Source organism: Gardnerella sp. c12Ub_1 (genome assembly GCF_055804375.1).
Window position 1 is genome coordinate 1503839 of the sequence record NZ_JANUZC010000001.1, and the last position, 15651, is coordinate 1519489.

Here is a 15651-nt window from a genome sequence, read left to right on the forward strand (position 1 = left end):
ATTTGACGTTACTCTAAAAGCCCAGATTGTTCATCTCTTCGTAGATTTTTTTGCACTCTGGGCAAACAGGGTAGTCGTTTGCTTCGCGTTTTGGAATCCACACTTTTCCGCACAGCGCCACAACAGGGCGGCCAGTCAAGCGCGATTCGATTACGCGATCTTTGGAAACGTAGTGTGCAAAGCGGTCTGCGTCGCCGCCGTCGTCCATTTTTGCGGATTCGTCTACTTCTGGTTTTTCGAGCACACTTGTGCTTGTGCTAGACCCAGAATCTGGGAGGCTTTGCGAATCGTCTTCCATAACAGCGTTCAAATTAGCAGCGTTTGAGCGATCGCCATATTTTGAATCATTTGAAAACGTCATTGCATCCCTTTCGTACAAATCCTTTTCACACAAATCATGTTTGCATAAATCGTGTTTTGTTGCTTGCGATTTATGTTTATACAAGCATAATTCATAATCGCAACAAACACACGAATCGACTTGCATGGGCGCTTTGACTGAGCTTGAAATTGCATAACGCATTTCAAGCTCCTTCAAAGCGTGATTTGGCTCAAATGTAAAGTCCAGTGGACTTTACATGCCAAATCAGCCGAACGGCTACTAATAGCCGTGAGGAATAGCGTAGCGCGCGAGTGCACTTCGATTCGCTGAGCCACTCAAGGCAGAAGCACTGCTTCTGCGTGGCGAAGACGTTCGCACGGCTAATCCGTGCGAACGACATAATACGCCGTAAATCTAGTACAAACTCGTGCAAAATATGCTAGTTGCGGCTCGCGTCTAGCTCGTGGCAGATTCGTGGTAACCTAAATATATGACTATAGCTGTTTGCCCAGGCTCCTACGATCCCGTTACAGCCGGGCACTTAGACGTGATACAACGTTGTACGCATCTTTTTAACGAAGTGCATGTTTTAGTGGCGGTTAATGCGGCCAAAACGCCCATGTTTTCCGAGTCGGAGCGCGTGGATATTATTCGCAAGGCGCTGGAAGACTTAAAAGACGATTCGCCAATCGGCAAGTTTGCGCCACCTTTGCGCGGTGCTGCTAAATCGCCAGCGTGTAAAATAGTTGTTTCTTCTACAGATGGTCTTATTACAGATTATTGCAAAAAAGTTGGAGCAACCGTAATCGTTAAGGGATTGCGTCAAAATGGCGACTACGAGGCGGAGCTTGGAATGGCGCTGGTTAATCGCAAGTTGGCTGGCATTGAAACCATGTTTTTGCCAGCGGATCCTATTTTGGAGCATGTTTCTAGCTCTGTTGTAAAAGATGTGGCTCGTCATGGTGGCGATGTTTCGGGAATGGTGCCAAATAATGTGATTCCACTTTTGCAAAGCGTTTTTTCTAAAACAAATGTATCGTAATCATAAAATTAGCGAAATATTGTAATGGCAAGTTAAATATCACCGAAATAAGTACAATATTACTAAAATAAATACGTACTAAATAAATACGTACTAAAATACATACAATAAAATTGTTAAGAGATAAGAGAGCAGCTACTTAGCGAAGGAGCGAAAATGAGCGAAAACGAAGACGACACAATGGAAAGCCAAGTATCGGCAAATCGCAGCCAAAAGTTGCCATTAAATCCAGTGATTGCAAACAACGACGATTCGCCTAGTGCTGCTTTTGAAGCTTACGACGCTGTGCCTGCGGCAAGTAAGGTTAATGATGATGCTAGTGACGCTGCTAGCGACTCAGCGGCTGCTGGCGATTCTGCGTCTGCTGGCGATAATGTGCAAAACTTGTTCCCAATGCCAGATTTGCGCGAGCGAGAAGACGGCGGTGCAATAGCGTTTGACGACGAAGAAGAAAACGTGTTTAAGGCAGCAGATCCGCAAACCGTTAGTGAGGAAGTGCGCACAAAGTCGCGTGAAGAGTTCACTACTGTGTACGACATAATCGACACGATGGAAACGGCGTTAAATAGCGCAAAGGGAGTGCTTTTTGCTGCTGGAATGGCAAAGGTGGATCGCGAAGAGTTTGGCGATTATTTGTCTAGGCTAAAAGACATGCTGCCTGTTCAGCTGGAGCGCGCTAGTGCGTTAATGCGAGAGGCAGAGAGGCGTTTGCGAACGGCTCAAGCTCAAGCAAATTCTGTTGTAAGTTCGGCTCAAAGTCAGGCTGCGCAAATGGTTGAGGAAGCTCAGGAGCGAGCCAGATTCTTGGCAGGTCAAGAAAATGTTGTTGCGATTGCAAAGAATCAAGCGCGCGAGATTGTAAACAATGCGCAAGCAAAGGCCGAAAAGCTTACTCGCGGTGCGGATCAGTACAGCGCCACGGTTATGGAAGGCTTAAAGCAGCAATTAGATAAGCTTGAGCAAGACGTTCAAGCGGGTCAGCGTGTTTTGGAAGAGCGTAGACGCGCAGCTGCACATGTGCAAAATCAGGCTGCGAGTAAGATAGATGAAGAATTTAACAGCGAAAGCAGTGAAAGAAGCGACGACGAAAGGAATTAAAATGACATCGCATCCCTCCCAGTCTTTGTGGGCGGTTCCAGTTGCGCAAATGGCAGCGCGTGCAGGAAGTAGCATGCAATTGCATCGCGATTTTCCAGCGCCAGAAGGCATTGGAGACAGCGTTATTGGCGTTAAGCCAGGGAGTGATGTTACGGTAGACGGCAATTTTGATTCCGTAGTGGACGGGCTTATGTTCCAGGGCACGATTACGGCGCGAGTGCATGCAGAGTGCTCGCGATGCTTGATGCCGTTGCATAGGGATTGGCCTGTTGATGTGTGCGCGTTTTTTGCGCGCGTGGAAAGCGGCAAAGGCGGCAAGAGCGCAAATGGCGGCGCGCGTTCTAATAACTCTAATGATGATTTAGAAGATGCTGATATTTGGGACGAGGGCGACGATTCTGGAAATGTGTATCCGCTGGTTGGTGGCGGCGATTTTGCCGACATTGAGGCGCTGATTCGAGACATGATGGTTAGCGAGTTGCCACTTAAGCCTTTGTGCGAGCTAGATTGCAAGGGGCTTTGCTCGCAGTGTGGCGAGAATCTGAATGAGCATCCAGAGCATCATCACGACGTTACGGATATTCGTTTTGTGGCGCTTGAAGGTCTTAAGGAAAAGCTTGAAAAATCGCAAAATCGCGGTTAATCCGCGCGAACGATTACCTGTCATGTAGTGCGATTCTGAATAATGTATGGCGCTTGCTGTAATATACAGAACGCTTAAGCTCAATCGGTTGAACGAAATAGAGGAAAGATTATGGCACTGCCAAAGTACAAGACCTCGCGCGCTAATACTCATTCGCGTCGCGCCAATTGGAAGGCTTCTGCCGTGCAGACTATTACCTGCCCGAACTGCGGTTCGCCAGCGTTGTCTCACATGGCTTGCCCAACCTGCGGTAACTTCCGCGGTCGCGTGTATCGCGAAGCAATTCGCTCTGCGCACACCAAGTAGGTTGTATTTTAAGAGAACCCTGCCATCGACGGGTGGCAGGGTTTTTGTTTTTTTCCTAGTTTTTGTTGTTTCCCGAAAATGTACGTGATTTAGGTCAAATTTTGCACAAAGTCGGGAAAAGTTGACGGGTTTTGTTGTTTTGCACGCTGATTATAGCAACAAAGTCGGGAAGCATATAGCGCAAATCAATGACTTCAATGCTTGCGCTATAATGTTGAAAATATGAGTGGGAACAATACAAAAGATCACTATGACGTTCAGAATGATGTAAAAAGTGACGTCAAAAGTAATGACAAAAGTGACGTTCAAAGTGACGTCAAAAATGACGTTCAAAATAGCGCGTACAAGAACACAAATCATCCAGAAAATACTAGAACTGGCAGCATTGGCGTTGCGCGCACTCAAGATGGCCACACGCAGAATGGTGACCCCACTCAGGAGCTTTTGCGCGCGCTTGGCACTACGATTTCGCCAGATTTGCTTGTTGAAGCGCTCACTCATCGATCTTTTTCGCACGAGCATCCAGGCACTAAAAACTACGAGCGCCTAGAGTTTTTGGGAGACGCTGTTTTGGAGCTTGTCTCTACGGAAACGCTGTTTTCTGCTCACCCAGATATGACAGAAGGTCAGTTGGCTAAGCTTCGCGCTAAGGCTGTTTCGGAGTGGGCTTTGAGCGCTGTTGCGCGAGATAAGTTGCACGTTGGGCCGTATATTCTTTTGGGTCATGGCGAGATGGAGCATGGCGGCGCTCAAAAAGACTCGATTTTGTGCGATATTGTGGAGGCGCTTATTGGCGCGACTTTTGTTGAGCATGGCATTGGCGTTGCGCGCGCTGTAGTGCATCGCTTGATTGACGACACTTTGGCGGAGGTTCTTACGGAAGGCCCAGCTTTGGATTGGAAGACTTCGCTTACAGTTTTGGCGCACGAGATGGGGCTTGACGAGCCGCAATATAGGATGTCGGTTTCTGGCCCAGATTATGCGCCTGTGTTCCATGCGCGTGCGGTTTTGGCGCACGAAAGTGGCGATGAGCTGCTTGGCGAGGCGGATGGTTCTAGCAAGCGCAAGGCTCAGCTTGCTGCTGCAGATAAAGCGTGGCATGTGTTGGATAGAAGGCGTAAATCGAGCGCGAGCGAAGAAAGCGGTAATTAGGTCTTTCTGATTGCTGTTATATAGGCGATTTGAGGCGGTTCTATGGCTAGCAGTCGTAATAATAATGATTTATTATTTGACGATGGTTCAGCATCATCAACGGTTGCTGGCGACTTTTGCGACTTACGCTACCACTGTGCGCGCTACGTTGACTATTTGCGCGCAAACAAAGGCCTTGGAAGCGCCACCTTGCGCGCGTATAGCGCTGATGTTTTGCAATGCTTAGAGTGGTGCAATCGCAATGGTTTTTGCGATTTGCGCGAGGTTTCTACGAGTGTTTTGCGCCAATGGATGTATTGGCTTAACAAGAATCACGCGCGCTCGAGTTTGGCGCGCAAAGTGGTAGCTGTGCGCGGCTTTTTTGCGTGGGCTAAGCACGTTGGTTTGATTAGCGCAAATCCTGCGCAAATTCTTTCAACTCCTAAGATTGCTAATGAGCTTCCTACTGTTTTAGACGAATCGCAAGCGCAAAAGTTGCTCGATTATGCGGATAGTTATGCAGATAATTGCGCAGATAATTGCGCTGATAACTTTGCGCAGGATTCAACTGAGCATGATTCAACTGAGCAAAGCAGCACGCAAAAAAAGCCTCGCGCGCAAAAGTCGCAAGCTTCCGAGCGTAAAGAAAATACGCCACAAAAATCGCCCAAAAAATCCCCTCAAGAACATGCAATCGCCCTTAGAAACGCTGCGATTCTAGAGCTTTTATACGCAACGGGCATGCGCGTGGGGGAGCTTACAAGCATTAATGTGCAAGATATGGATTTTGAAAATCACACTGTAAAAGTTACAGGTAAAGGAAACAAGCAGCGCGTTGTGCCTTTTGGCGTTCCTGCTGCAAACGCTTGCAAAGAGTGGATTGAGCATGGTCGAAGTGAGCTGCTGGAAAAGCACGCAGAAAGCTCGCAAGCGCTGTTTTTGGGCGCGCGAGCAAAGCGCATTGATCAGCGCATTGTTAGGAGTATTGTTCATGCAGCTGCAGCTGCTGCAAACGTGCCAGATGTTGCTCCGCACGCACTTCGCCACAGTGCTGCAACGCATATGCTCAACGGTGGAGCGGACCTTCGCGAGGTTCAAGAGCTTTTGGGGCATTCGTCGCTTAACACAACGCAGCGCTACACGCACGTTTCTATTCAGGCTCTTAAGCAGCGCTACTCGCAAGCCTTCCCGCGTGCGTGATTTTTGTTCCACCCCCACGCTTCATCTGTCCACGCTTTAATCATCTAGCGGAACCTCGTGTATAGTGCCGCCTGTTTCTTCCATGTGTGCTATGGATTTTTTAAGACGACTTATATTCTCTGGATTGTAAAACGGATCTGCTGAAACTTCGAATGGTATTCTGTGCTCTCTTCCAACTTTCTTAGCAAATATTGTGAATGCTGCACTCATTGAAAGCCCTAGTTCTCGGCAAACATTTTCCATAAGTCGTTTATCGTCTGCATTTAGCTTGAAATTAATGTTCACTGTATTTGTTGTCATCTAAATTACCACCTTTCTAAATAAGATTTTAATAAAAATGCAATAAAAAATAAAGTATTTTTCTTTGTGTTTAATTAACACATGCAGGGAATGAAAAGATGTGATTTGAATCACGTAATGCCGCCGCGTGGCTAAATGTATAATCGACTTATAAGCTTGATAGGAGGGTAAAACAGTGGTTGATGATTCAAATAAGCCTGAATCAAGCGCATTGACGAATAGCGTATCGACGAATAAGAATGTAGCGAATCAAAACGAATCCAGCGCCGCAAAGGTAAGCGCCGCCGAATCCAGCGCCGCAGACGTTGAAATGAGCCAGTATGTAGCAGATCGCGCTCGCGTAAATGAGGATAAAATCCGTCAAGACGAGCAAATTGTTGCTGAATTTGGCGAATACAATTACGGATGGCACGATTCGGATGCTGCAGGCGAAGCTGCAAAGAAGGGCATTGACGAGTCGGTTGTTCGCGCAATTTCTGCCGACAAACACGAGCCAGAATGGATGCTAAATCTTCGTTTGCAAGGATACCGCGCGTTTTTGCAAAAGCCTATGCCAGATTGGGGCGTGGATTTGCGCGGCTTTGACGCAGACGATTTTAAGTACTACGTGCGCCCAGTACACGATCAAGCGAAAACTTGGGATGATTTGCCAGAAGACATTCGCAAAACTTACGATAGGCTTGGCATTCCAGAAGCGGAGAAAAAGCGCTTAGTTTCAGGCGTTGCAGCACAGTACGAGTCGGAAGTTATTTACAATTCGATTCGCGAGGACTTAGCAGCTCAAGGCGTGATTTTTGTGGATACGGATACGGCAGTTCAAAAGTATCCAGATCTTGTAAAAAAGTATTTTGCAACTGTTATTCCAGTTGACGACAACAAGTTTGCGGCTCTTAACACCGCAGCTTGGAGTGGCGGCTCGTTTGTGTACGTGCCAAAAGGCGTGCATGTGGATATTCCGCTGCAGGCTTACTTCCGCATTAACACGCCGAACATGGGTCAGTTTGAGCGCACTTTGATTATTGCAGACGAAGGATCGTACGTGCATTACGTTGAAGGTTGCACAGCTCCGATTTATTCCACGGATTCGCTCCACGCTGCAAACGTTGAAATCGTTGTAGAAAAGCATGCGCGCGTGCGCTACACAACCGTGCAAAACTGGTCAAATAACGTGTACAACTTGGTAACTCAGCGAGCTTACGTGCGCGAAGGTGGCACAATGGAGTGGGTTGATGGAAACATTGGCTCCAAGGCTACTATGAAGTATCCTGCTTGTATTCTCGCCGAGCCGTACGCAAAAGCGGAGACTATGTCTTTGAGCTTTGCGGGCCGCGGTCAGTATCAGGATACGGGTGCGAAGATGATTCATTTGGCTCCGCACACGAGTTCTACGATTGTTGCTAAGTCGATTTCGCGCGGCGGCGGTCGCTCGGCTTACCGCGGTCTTGTGAAGATTGTTAAGGGCGCTAGTGGCTCTAGCTCTTCGGTTGTGTGCGACGCTTTGCTTGTTGACGATTTTTCTAGATCCGACACTTATCCGCATGTTGACGTGCGCGAAGATAACGTTTCTATGGCTCACGAGGCCACTGTTTCCAAGGTTTCCGAGGATCAGCTTTTCTACTTGATGAGCCGAGGGCTGGAAGAAAAAGAGGCCATGGGAATGATTGTGCGCGGCTTTGTGGAGCCGATTAGTCGCCAGCTGCCGATGGAGTATGCTCTGGAGCTTAATCGTCTTGTGGAATTGCAAATGGAAGGATCCGTGGGGTGATGAGCGAAGATCTGAAAAAGAATTTAGGCAATAAAATGACGGAAAAAGAAATTAATATTCCTGTAGCAGACCCTAACGATCCTTATTCTGTTCCTGCTGCAATGCCTTCTAGTGCAGATAAATCCGTGCGCTCTTTTAACGTGCAAGACTTTGCTATTCCAACGCGCAAGCAGGAAGATTGGCGATACACGCCAGTTGAGCGAATCGATGAGTTTTTTGAAAGCTTTGAGCCGTCTAATAACGTTACGGTAGAGCTAAAAGGCGTTGATGGCGATTCGCGCGCAACGCTACAAATTCTGCCAAAAAACGAGGCTCCGCACACAGAAATGAAGCCTTCGGATCGAGTGGCTGCTGTTGCGTGGAATTCTGCAAAGTCGGCATACGTTTTGCATGTTTGTGGCGAAGTTACAAAGCCAATAATATTGCAAATCCACGGAAACAACTTGCAATCACTAGACGCTGTGAAATCACTAGACGCATTGCACTTAGTGATAGAAGCCGATTCCTGCACAAATGCGGATATTATTGTAGAACACACAGGAGTTGCAAAGCTTGCTGAAGGCGTAGAAATCATTCTTGGAGATAATGCGCACGTTTCTACAACGTTCATTCAAGAGTGGGATTCAGGCAGCAAACACGTTGGAAATCATAGGATTCACGTTGGGCAGGGTGCTTCGCTTCGTCACACAATGGTCACGCTTGGCGGAGACGTTGTGCGAATCCGCATGGATCAGGATTTTGGTGGCGAAAAGGGCGATTTAAACATGCTTGGCATGTATTTTGTGGATCCAGGCGAGCATGTTGAGCATCGTACGATGGTTGTGCACAATCACCCAGAATGCAAGTCGCGAGTAGTGTATAAGGGCGCGCTTTACGGCAAAGGAGCGCATTCTACATGGGTTGGAAACGCGCTTATTAAGCCAGAAGCTCCAGGCACGGATTCGTACGAGTTGAACAGAAACCTGGTGCTAACTCCTGGCGCGATTGCCGATTCGGAGCCAAATCTAGAAATCGAAAATGGAAATATTATTGGCGCAGGTCATGCAAGTTCTGTCGGCAGATTCGACGACGAGGAGCTGTTTTACTTGCAATCTCGCGGCGTGAGCGAAGCGGATGCGAGAAAGCTTGTTGTGCGCGGATTCTTTAACGAGCTTATTGATGAGATTGGCGTGCCGCAAATCGTAGATCATTTGATGGCTGCGATTGAGAGGCGTTTAGCTAAGACGGAAGAATCGCAAGCAGCCGCAGAATCTGTAAATGCGGAAAAATCGCCAGCAACCGAAGAATAGGAGATAAACATGTCAACTTTAGAAATCAAGGATTTGTACGCGTCTGTAGAAACAAAGGAGGGGCGCAAGCAAATCTTAAAGGGCGTAAATCTTACAGTTAATTCTGGCGAAACGCACGCGATTATGGGTCCGAATGGCTCTGGAAAGTCTACTCTCGCATACACTTTGGCAGGTCACCCAAAGTACGAAGTGGATTCGGGTCAGGTGCTTCTAGACGGCGAAGATATTTTGAAGATGACTCCAGACGAGCGCGCAAAAGCTGGGCTGTTTCTTGCGATGCAATACCCGGTAGAGGTACCTGGTGTTTCGATGACGAACTTTTTGCGCACAGCAAAAACAGAAGTGAGCGGCGAAGCTCCGACTTTGCGCGCGTGGGTTAAAGAGCTTAACGAAGCAATGAAGCGCTTAAGAATGGACCCAAAGTTTGCATCTCGTTCTGTAAACGAGGGATTTTCGGGCGGCGAGAAAAAGCGCGCGGAAGTTTTGCAACTAGAGATTTTAAAGCCAAAGTTTGCGATTTTAGACGAGACGGATTCTGGTCTAGACGTGGATGCTTTGCGAATTGTTTCGGAAGGCGTAAATCGCGCCAAAGAAAGCACTGGTTTGGGAATTATGATGGTTACGCATTACACGCGAATCCTAAAGTACATTAAGCCAGATATTGTTCACGTTTTTGCGCAAGGTCACTTTGTAAAGACGGCAGGACCGGAGCTTGCAGACGAGTTGGAAGAAGAAGGATACGACAAGTATTTGCCAGAAGGTGCCAGCGAATCTGCGATTGCGTGAGTCTGCGATTGCATGAGCGGCGTGTCTAAAGCCGCGAGTAAACTCGTCTAGGTTTGGCTAAATAAAACGGAAGAGGTTTGTAATGACTGTTCGCGGTGATATAAGAAATGTGGCAATCGTAGCGCACGTTGACCATGGTAAAACAACGCTCGTAAATGCCATGCTTCAGCAGTCGCACGTATTCTCTGAGCGAGAAGAAGTGCCAGACCGCGTAATGGACTCCAACGACCTTGAGCGCGAAAAAGGCATCACCATTCTTGCCAAGAACACTGCTGTGCAATACACTGGCCCGCTCGCAGAAAAGTACGGTCACCCAGAGGGAATTACAATCAACGTAATCGATACCCCAGGTCACGCCGACTTTGGTGGCGAAGTAGAGCGCGGCATCTCCATGGTTGATGGCGTTGTGCTGCTTGTTGACGCTTCCGAAGGCCCACTTCCACAAACTCGATTCGTTCTACGCAAGGCTCTTGAGGCAAAGTTGCCAGTGATTTTGTGCGTTAACAAAACGGATCGTCCAGACGCGCGTATTGACGAGGTTGTGAGCGAAGCTACAGATTTGCTTCTCGGTCTTGCACAAGACGTTGTTGAAGAAGGAATCGACCTAGATATTGATTCGCTTCTTGATTTGCCTGTTATTTATTGCGCTGCAAAAGCTGGCTATGCATCCTTGAATCAGCCAGAAAACGGCGGTTTGCCAGACAATGATAATTTGGAGCCGCTTTTTGACTCCATTATTTCCAACATTCCAGCACCAGAGTACGAGGAAGGCGCACCTCTTCAGGCTCACGTTGCAAACATTGATTCTTCCGACTTCCTTGGCCGCCTCGGCTTAGTGCGAATCTACAATGGCACTTTGGAAAAGGGTAAGACTTACGGGCTTTCTCGTGTAGACGGCTCTATTGAAAACTTCCGTGTTTCTGAGCTTTTGCGCACGCAAGGCTTGGAGCGAACTCCTGTTGCATCTGCAGGTCCTGGAGATATTGTTGCAGTTGCAGGCGTTAATGACATTATGATTGGCGAGACGATTGTAGATCAGAACGATCCAAAGCCTCTTCCATTGATTCACGTTGACGACCCAGCTATCTCCATGACTTTCGGCATTAACGATTCGCCGCTTGCTGGCACAGAAGGTAAGGATCACAAGCTTACAGCGCGCATGATTAAAGATAGGCTTGATCGCGAGCTTATTGGTAACGTGTCTATTAAGGTTCTTCCAACAGACCGCCCAGATGCTTGGGAAGTTCAGGGTCGTGGCGAGTTGGCGTTGGCAGTTTTGGCGGAGCAAATGCGTCGCGAAGGCTACGAGCTTACAGTTGGTCGTCCTCAAGTTGTTACTAAGACGATTGACGGCCAAATTAACGAGCCTATGGAAAACACTACGATTGATGTTCCAGAAGAATACATGGGTACTGTTACGCAGCTTATGGCGGATCGCAAGGGTCGCATGGATTCTATGAGCAATCACGGATCTGGCTGGATTCGCTTGCAATTTACTGTTCCTTCGCGTGGTCTTATTGGCTTCCGGACAGCTCTTCTTTCTGCGACTCGCGGAACGGGAATCGCAAGCTCTATTTCTGCAGGCTATGCTCCATGGGCTGGTCAGATTGTAACTCGTCAAAACGGCTCCATGGTTTGCGATCGTAAGGGTGTTGCAACGCCTTATGCTATGCAGCGTTTGCAGGCGCGTGGCGTGTTCTTTGTGGATCCGCAAAGCCCTGTGTACGAAGGTCAAATCGTTGGTATTAACAATAAGCCAGACGAGTTGGACGTTAACATTACGCTTGCTAAGCATATGACTAACATGCGTTCTTCTACAGCAGATGTGCTTGAGACTTTGACTCCACCAATTAAGATGAGCTTGGAAGAGTCGCTTGACTTTGCTAACGAAGATGAGTGTGTGGAAGTTACGCCTGAGTCGATTCGCGTGCGCAAGATCATTTTGAGCCGTGATGAATGGTATAAGTGGCGTGCTAAGCAGCGTCGTCAAAATAATGCTGCGTGATTCCTTAAAATGATGTTTAACATAAAGTCGCATTCCGTGCTATTTGCTAGCAAGTGTGCGGCTTTATGCGTTTTGGCGGCATTTTGCGCGGTTTTGGGCACTTTTGCGCATCGAATGGGCGCTATGTACAACTTTCCGTACGGTCTTGTAATCGCGCTTTTGCTTGTTACTTTGAGCGCGTGTTTTGCTCGCATGCTTTGTGGCATGTTTGGCTTTATTTTGCACGCAATTGTGTGCTGTTCGGTTGTGTGGATGATTGCGCTTGGATGGTTTAGGATTTTTGGCGCGTTTCGAGGCGTGCTTGTTGCCGTTGGTTTTGGCGCGGATAATCTTCCGTGGATTGCGCAAAATGCTGGATATTTTTGGCTTTATGGCATTATTATTGTTCACGTAGTTTTGCTTTTTATCCCTAATAAATTCTTTGTTATCTCTGATGCTAAATAAGCGGTGCTAAATAAGTGTAAGTTAGTTTATAGGTGAATTTTTATAGGTGAATTTGCTGCATGTTTGTGCAAAAATAGCATTATGCAGTAGTCTTACTTACAGTCTTAGAGTCTTAAAGTCTTACAGTCTTAGAGTAGTTTTGAGGAATAGTCATGAATAGCAATATAGTCATGAATAGTAATAAGAACAGTAATAATGCTCGTAAATTATGCTATTTAGGGCCGGAAGGTTCTTTTACTCATCAAGCTGCTTTAAAAGTTAAAGAACAATGTAAATCGTTAGGTGCTTTGCGTCTTATTCCAACTGCGTGTGAGAATATTCGTAATATCGCTAGCAAAATTGAAGATTGTCACGATTTGGGTATTATTGCGTGGGAAAACAATATTGAAGGCGTAGTAATACCTAATTTAGATCTATTAATTGATGCAAAAAATATGGTTGGCATTGCTCGCTTGGGCGTTGATATAAGTTTTGATGCTGTTGTTTGCCAGTCGGATTCAATCGATAACTGTTCGACTATTGTTGCTCACCCTCATGCGTTGGCACAATGCCGTAAGTTTGCTCAAAAGCATGGATTGAAAGAAAAAACTGCGTCTTCAAACGCTGCTGCTTGTAGGGATTTAGTTCCTGGCGAAGTTGCTTTGTGCCCTAAAATTTGTGCTGATTTATACAATAGGCGGATTGTGAGTGAAGCTGTTGAAGATTTTTCTGGCGCGCGCACTGAGTTTTTAGTGTTAGCTCCTAGAGATGAGGCTTTCAATTTTGTTAGTATGCATCGCGAATGCTATTCATCTTTTTCTTCGATTATTGCTTTTATTCCGCGTTGTACAGGTGCTGGAGTGCTAGCAAATTTGCTTGACGTTGTGCGCGATCATGGTCTTAATATGACTTCTTTTATGTCTAGGCCGATTAAAGGTCAAGATGGTTTATATAGTTTTATTGCCACTGTTGATGCTGCTCCTTGGGATTCTACGTGCAAAGCTATGATTCAAGAAGTTGTTGAACATGGTGATTGGGTGCGAGTTTTAGCAGTGTATCCTTCTGATAATAGAGATAATCCGGTTATGAATGATTGGATGCTGCCTAATGGCGGAGTGTGTATTGATGCTCCAGGCGATGCTCTAGTTGATGCTTTGAGCGCTTTGAACACAATGCGTGCAGAAAGAGAATTATTATGGTAGAAGATGTTGGATTTTCTAAAAAATTTTCTGTTGGTATTGTTGGACTTGGACTTATTGGCGGATCAATCGCAAAGCGTTTGGCTGCGACTGGCTCCTGCAAAGTGTACGCGTATAATCGCCATCAAACAATGTATAAAGAGGCGAGGGTGCTTGGAATCACTTGCGTTGAAAGCGTTGCGGAGCTTGCGCGCATGCAGCCAAATGTTTTGATTTTATGCAATTCGCTTGCCTCTATGCCAGAAGTTCTTGGCGAGATTTCGCGCGGAATCAACAAACAGCACACAACTTTGACGGATGTTGGTAGCGTTAAGGGGCTTGTGCGCGAGCAGGTTAAGGCAGCGGGGCTTGGTGATTGCTATATTGGCGCGCATCCTATGGCTGGCAGCGAGTTTACGGGTTGGCAGGCGTCTAGCGTGCAGCTGCTGAACGGCGCGCTTTGGGCAGTTAGCGTTGATGAGAATAGTGATTTTTGGCGGTTTTTGGCGGTTTTGCGCGTTATTGTGTCGTTGTGTGGCAATCGCGCGCTTGTGTTGAACGATTCTATACACGACGCTTCGGCGGCGCTGATTTCGCACATGCCGCACGTTGTTTCTACAGCGCTGGCGAACGTTTTGTGCGGAAGCGAAAATCGCAATGTTGCGTTGCAAATGTCGGCTGGTTCTTGGCGAGATATGACGCGAGTGGCGCTTACGGATCCAGATCGCACGCGTGCAATGGTTGCGGAAAATCGGCGAAATGTTGCGGATTTGCTTGGGAGTGTGATTGAGGAGTTGAGTTTTGCGAAGAAGATGCTTGAGAGGAGCGATGGCGATTCGGCGGTTGCTAGCGATGAGCGCGCGTTTTTTGCTAAGGCTGATTCTTGGCGCGAATACAAGTATAAGGAGCGCGCGGTTGCTTGCGATAAGTCGGCTGGCGATTTGCGCGAGCTTCGATTTGCGCTTGATTGTGCAGGTGATTGGCAAAGTCAGCTGATTCAAAGCGCGCAAAGCGGCGAGCAGATTGTTGGCGTGGCGTTTAGCGATTCTGCGGTTGCTTGCGCATTACGCAACTCGAAGTGGTAGATTCGAGCGGCATATAATTGACATATGACCGAATCGCAGCAATCGCCATTTTCCCCAAAAATCCAGCAGTTTCTAAACCACATAAGCGTGGAGCGCGGGCTTTCGCCAAAAACCGTTGAAGCTTACGAGTCGGATCTTACAAAATACACGAACTGGCTGCGCGAAGCCCGAAAAATAAACGATGTTAATGAAATCACGCAACTAGATATTGAAGAATACGTGCGCGCAATGTCATCACAAGCAATGTCATCGCAAAACTTAGGACCTCGCACGATTGCGCGGCGAATCGCAAGCATCCACGAGTGGAACAAATTCATGCTTTCCAACGCGCAAATCGCAAGCGACCCTTCTGCAGAAGTCAAAGCGCCAAAGCAAGCGGAGCATCTTCCAGACGTGCTCAGCATTAGCGAAGTGGAGCACGTAATCGATGCTGCTGGCGGCTTTGGCAGCACGGATGCTGTCTCGCTGCGAGACCGTGCGCTTGTGGAATTTTTGTATGCTACGGGTGCGCGCGTAAGTGAGGCGGTTAGCTTAAAATTCGAGGACATTGATTTAGATGAATCGGTTGTGCGTCTTACTGGCAAAGGACAAAAGCAGAGGCTTGTGCCGATTGGAAAGTGCGCGGTACGCGCGTTGCGCGATTATTTAGCTAACGCAAGACCTATTCTTGCAAGTCGCGCGCAAAAGTCGCCAGCAACCGCAAAGTCGCGACTCAAGTCACCCTTAAGCTCATCGTCAAAATCTGCTAATACTCACGTGATTTTCCTCAACAAACGTGGCAAATCGCTATCTCGTCAATCCGCGTGGGAGGCGATTTCGCGTGCTGGCAAAATGGCTAAAATCGGCAAAGAATTGCATCCGCACACGCTTCGACATTCATTTGCAACGCATTTGATTTCGGGGGGCGCCGATGTTCGCACTGTGCAGGAGCTGCTTGGTCATGCGTCCGTTACAACAACGCAAATTTATACGCATATAAGCCCAGATGCGCTTATGGAGGCGTATGTTATGAGTCATCCGCGCGCGAGATAGATACACAACGACGCATCGATTCACTGAACATACCTTTTGATAGACT

16 protein-coding genes are annotated in these 15651 nt (G+C 47.4%); 14 read left to right on the plus strand and 2 right to left on the minus strand.

The genetic code is table 11. From position 1 onward, the window contains the following. Positions 1–13 precede the first annotated feature (13 nt). On the minus strand, positions 14–361 hold the full coding sequence (locus NYP65_RS06015; RefSeq protein WP_032819058.1) for a DUF3039 domain-containing protein: 348 nt from the start codon (positions 359–361) through the stop codon (positions 14–16). Positions 362–812: 451 nt separating this feature from the next. On the opposite strand from NYP65_RS06015, the gene coaD reads away from it, so the two are divergent. The 6 genes from coaD to NYP65_RS06045 all read left to right on the plus strand — a co-directional run bounded on the left by coaD (position 813) and on the right by NYP65_RS06045 (position 5742). Then, positions 813–1364 (plus strand): pantetheine-phosphate adenylyltransferase, encoded by a 552-nt coding sequence (gene coaD / locus NYP65_RS06020; protein ID WP_018633895.1) that lies wholly within the window; start codon positions 813–815, stop codon positions 1362–1364. Positions 1365–1520: 156 nt separating this feature from the next. Further along, positions 1521–2462, plus strand: a complete 942-nt coding sequence (locus NYP65_RS06025; RefSeq protein ID WP_473410758.1) for a hypothetical protein — start codon at positions 1521–1523, stop codon at positions 2460–2462. Position 2463: 1 nt separating this feature from the next. Further along, positions 2464–3105, plus strand: a complete 642-nt coding sequence (locus tag NYP65_RS06030) for a YceD family protein (protein WP_473410759.1) — start codon at positions 2464–2466, stop codon at positions 3103–3105. Between the two features lie 111 nt (positions 3106–3216). Further along, on the plus strand, positions 3217–3411 hold the full coding sequence (gene rpmF / locus NYP65_RS06035; RefSeq protein ID WP_004113441.1) for a 50S ribosomal protein L32: 195 nt from the start codon (positions 3217–3219) through the stop codon (positions 3409–3411). Between the two features lie 201 nt (positions 3412–3612). Continuing rightward, positions 3613–4563 carry a ribonuclease III gene (gene rnc / locus NYP65_RS06040; protein ID WP_473410761.1) on the plus strand — a complete coding sequence of 317 codons (951 nt, stop codon included), beginning with the start codon at positions 3613–3615 and terminating at the stop codon, positions 4561–4563. A 42-nt stretch (positions 4564–4605) separates the two neighbouring features. After that, positions 4606–5742 (plus strand): tyrosine recombinase XerC, encoded by a 1137-nt coding sequence (locus tag NYP65_RS06045; RefSeq protein ID WP_473410762.1) that lies wholly within the window; start codon positions 4606–4608, stop codon positions 5740–5742. Positions 5743–5778: 36 nt separating this feature from the next. Here the strand turns inward: NYP65_RS06045 and NYP65_RS06050 are convergent, their stop codons facing one another. Beyond that, the gene (locus NYP65_RS06050) at positions 5779–6042 is read right to left on the minus strand and encodes a type II toxin-antitoxin system RelB/DinJ family antitoxin (RefSeq protein ID WP_004113434.1); all 264 of its coding nucleotides are present in this window, start codon (positions 6040–6042) and stop codon (positions 5779–5781) included. Positions 6043–6217: 175 nt separating this feature from the next. Here NYP65_RS06050 and sufB point away from each other — a divergent pair, with 175 nt between their 5' ends. The 8 genes from sufB (at position 6218) to NYP65_RS06090 (ending at position 15605) form a co-directional block, all read left to right on the plus strand. Next, the gene (gene sufB, locus NYP65_RS06055) at positions 6218–7807 is read left to right on the plus strand and encodes a Fe-S cluster assembly protein SufB (RefSeq protein WP_101889787.1); all 1590 of its coding nucleotides are present in this window, start codon (positions 6218–6220) and stop codon (positions 7805–7807) included. Continuing rightward, the gene (sufD, locus tag NYP65_RS06060; RefSeq protein ID WP_473410763.1) at positions 7807–9096 is read left to right on the plus strand and encodes a Fe-S cluster assembly protein SufD; all 1290 of its coding nucleotides are present in this window, start codon (positions 7807–7809) and stop codon (positions 9094–9096) included. The genes sufB and sufD overlap by 1 nt, the downstream gene beginning before the upstream one ends. Before the next feature lie 9 nt (positions 9097–9105). Next, positions 9106–9882 carry a Fe-S cluster assembly ATPase SufC gene (sufC, locus tag NYP65_RS06065; protein ID WP_004113429.1) on the plus strand — a complete coding sequence of 259 codons (777 nt, stop codon included), beginning with the start codon at positions 9106–9108 and terminating at the stop codon, positions 9880–9882. A gap of 82 nt (positions 9883–9964) precedes the next feature. Further along, a complete protein-coding gene (gene typA, locus NYP65_RS06070; RefSeq protein WP_004114597.1) occupies positions 9965–11887 on the plus strand; it encodes a translational GTPase TypA in 1923 nt (640 codons plus the stop codon). A gap of 9 nt (positions 11888–11896) precedes the next feature. Then, positions 11897–12331 (plus strand): hypothetical protein, encoded by a 435-nt coding sequence (locus tag NYP65_RS06075; RefSeq protein WP_004574855.1) that lies wholly within the window; start codon positions 11897–11899, stop codon positions 12329–12331. Between the two features lie 152 nt (positions 12332–12483). Then, entirely contained in the window at positions 12484–13512 is a 1029-nt protein-coding gene (locus tag NYP65_RS06080) for a prephenate dehydratase (protein ID WP_004113425.1), read from the plus strand. Further along, positions 13506–14573, plus strand: a complete 1068-nt coding sequence (locus tag NYP65_RS06085; protein ID WP_174142898.1) for a prephenate dehydrogenase — start codon at positions 13506–13508, stop codon at positions 14571–14573. The genes NYP65_RS06080 and NYP65_RS06085 overlap by 7 nt, the downstream gene beginning before the upstream one ends. A 24-nt stretch (positions 14574–14597) precedes the next feature. After that, positions 14598–15605, plus strand: coding sequence for a site-specific tyrosine recombinase (locus NYP65_RS06090; protein WP_473410764.1), 1008 nt, complete (start codon positions 14598–14600; stop codon positions 15603–15605). Positions 15606–15651: the final 46 nt, after the last annotated feature.

Coding starts and splice junctions, on each gene's coding strand:
- NYP65_RS06085 (WP_174142898.1), top strand. CDS start 13,506: ATGGTAGAAGATGTTGGATTTTCTAAAAAATTTTCTGTTGGTATTGTT.
- typA (WP_004114597.1), top strand. CDS start 9,965: ATGACTGTTCGCGGTGATATAAGAAATGTGGCAATCGTAGCGCACGTT.
- NYP65_RS06030 (WP_473410759.1), top strand. CDS start 2,464: ATGACATCGCATCCCTCCCAGTCTTTGTGGGCGGTTCCAGTTGCGCAA.
- NYP65_RS06045 (WP_473410762.1), top strand. CDS start 4,606: ATGGCTAGCAGTCGTAATAATAATGATTTATTATTTGACGATGGTTCA.
- NYP65_RS06025 (WP_473410758.1), top strand. CDS start 1,521: ATGAGCGAAAACGAAGACGACACAATGGAAAGCCAAGTATCGGCAAAT.
- NYP65_RS06050 (WP_004113434.1), bottom strand. CDS start 6,042: ATGACAACAAATACAGTGAACATTAATTTCAAGCTAAATGCAGACGAT.
- NYP65_RS06080 (WP_004113425.1), top strand. CDS start 12,484: ATGAATAGCAATATAGTCATGAATAGTAATAAGAACAGTAATAATGCT.
- coaD (WP_018633895.1), top strand. CDS start 813: ATGACTATAGCTGTTTGCCCAGGCTCCTACGATCCCGTTACAGCCGGG.
- rpmF (WP_004113441.1), top strand. CDS start 3,217: ATGGCACTGCCAAAGTACAAGACCTCGCGCGCTAATACTCATTCGCGT.
- NYP65_RS06075 (WP_004574855.1), top strand. CDS start 11,897: ATGATGTTTAACATAAAGTCGCATTCCGTGCTATTTGCTAGCAAGTGT.
- sufD (WP_473410763.1), top strand. CDS start 7,807: ATGAGCGAAGATCTGAAAAAGAATTTAGGCAATAAAATGACGGAAAAA.
- NYP65_RS06015 (WP_032819058.1), bottom strand. CDS start 361: ATGACGTTTTCAAATGATTCAAAATATGGCGATCGCTCAAACGCTGCT.
- NYP65_RS06090 (WP_473410764.1), top strand. CDS start 14,598: ATGACCGAATCGCAGCAATCGCCATTTTCCCCAAAAATCCAGCAGTTT.
- sufC (WP_004113429.1), top strand. CDS start 9,106: ATGTCAACTTTAGAAATCAAGGATTTGTACGCGTCTGTAGAAACAAAG.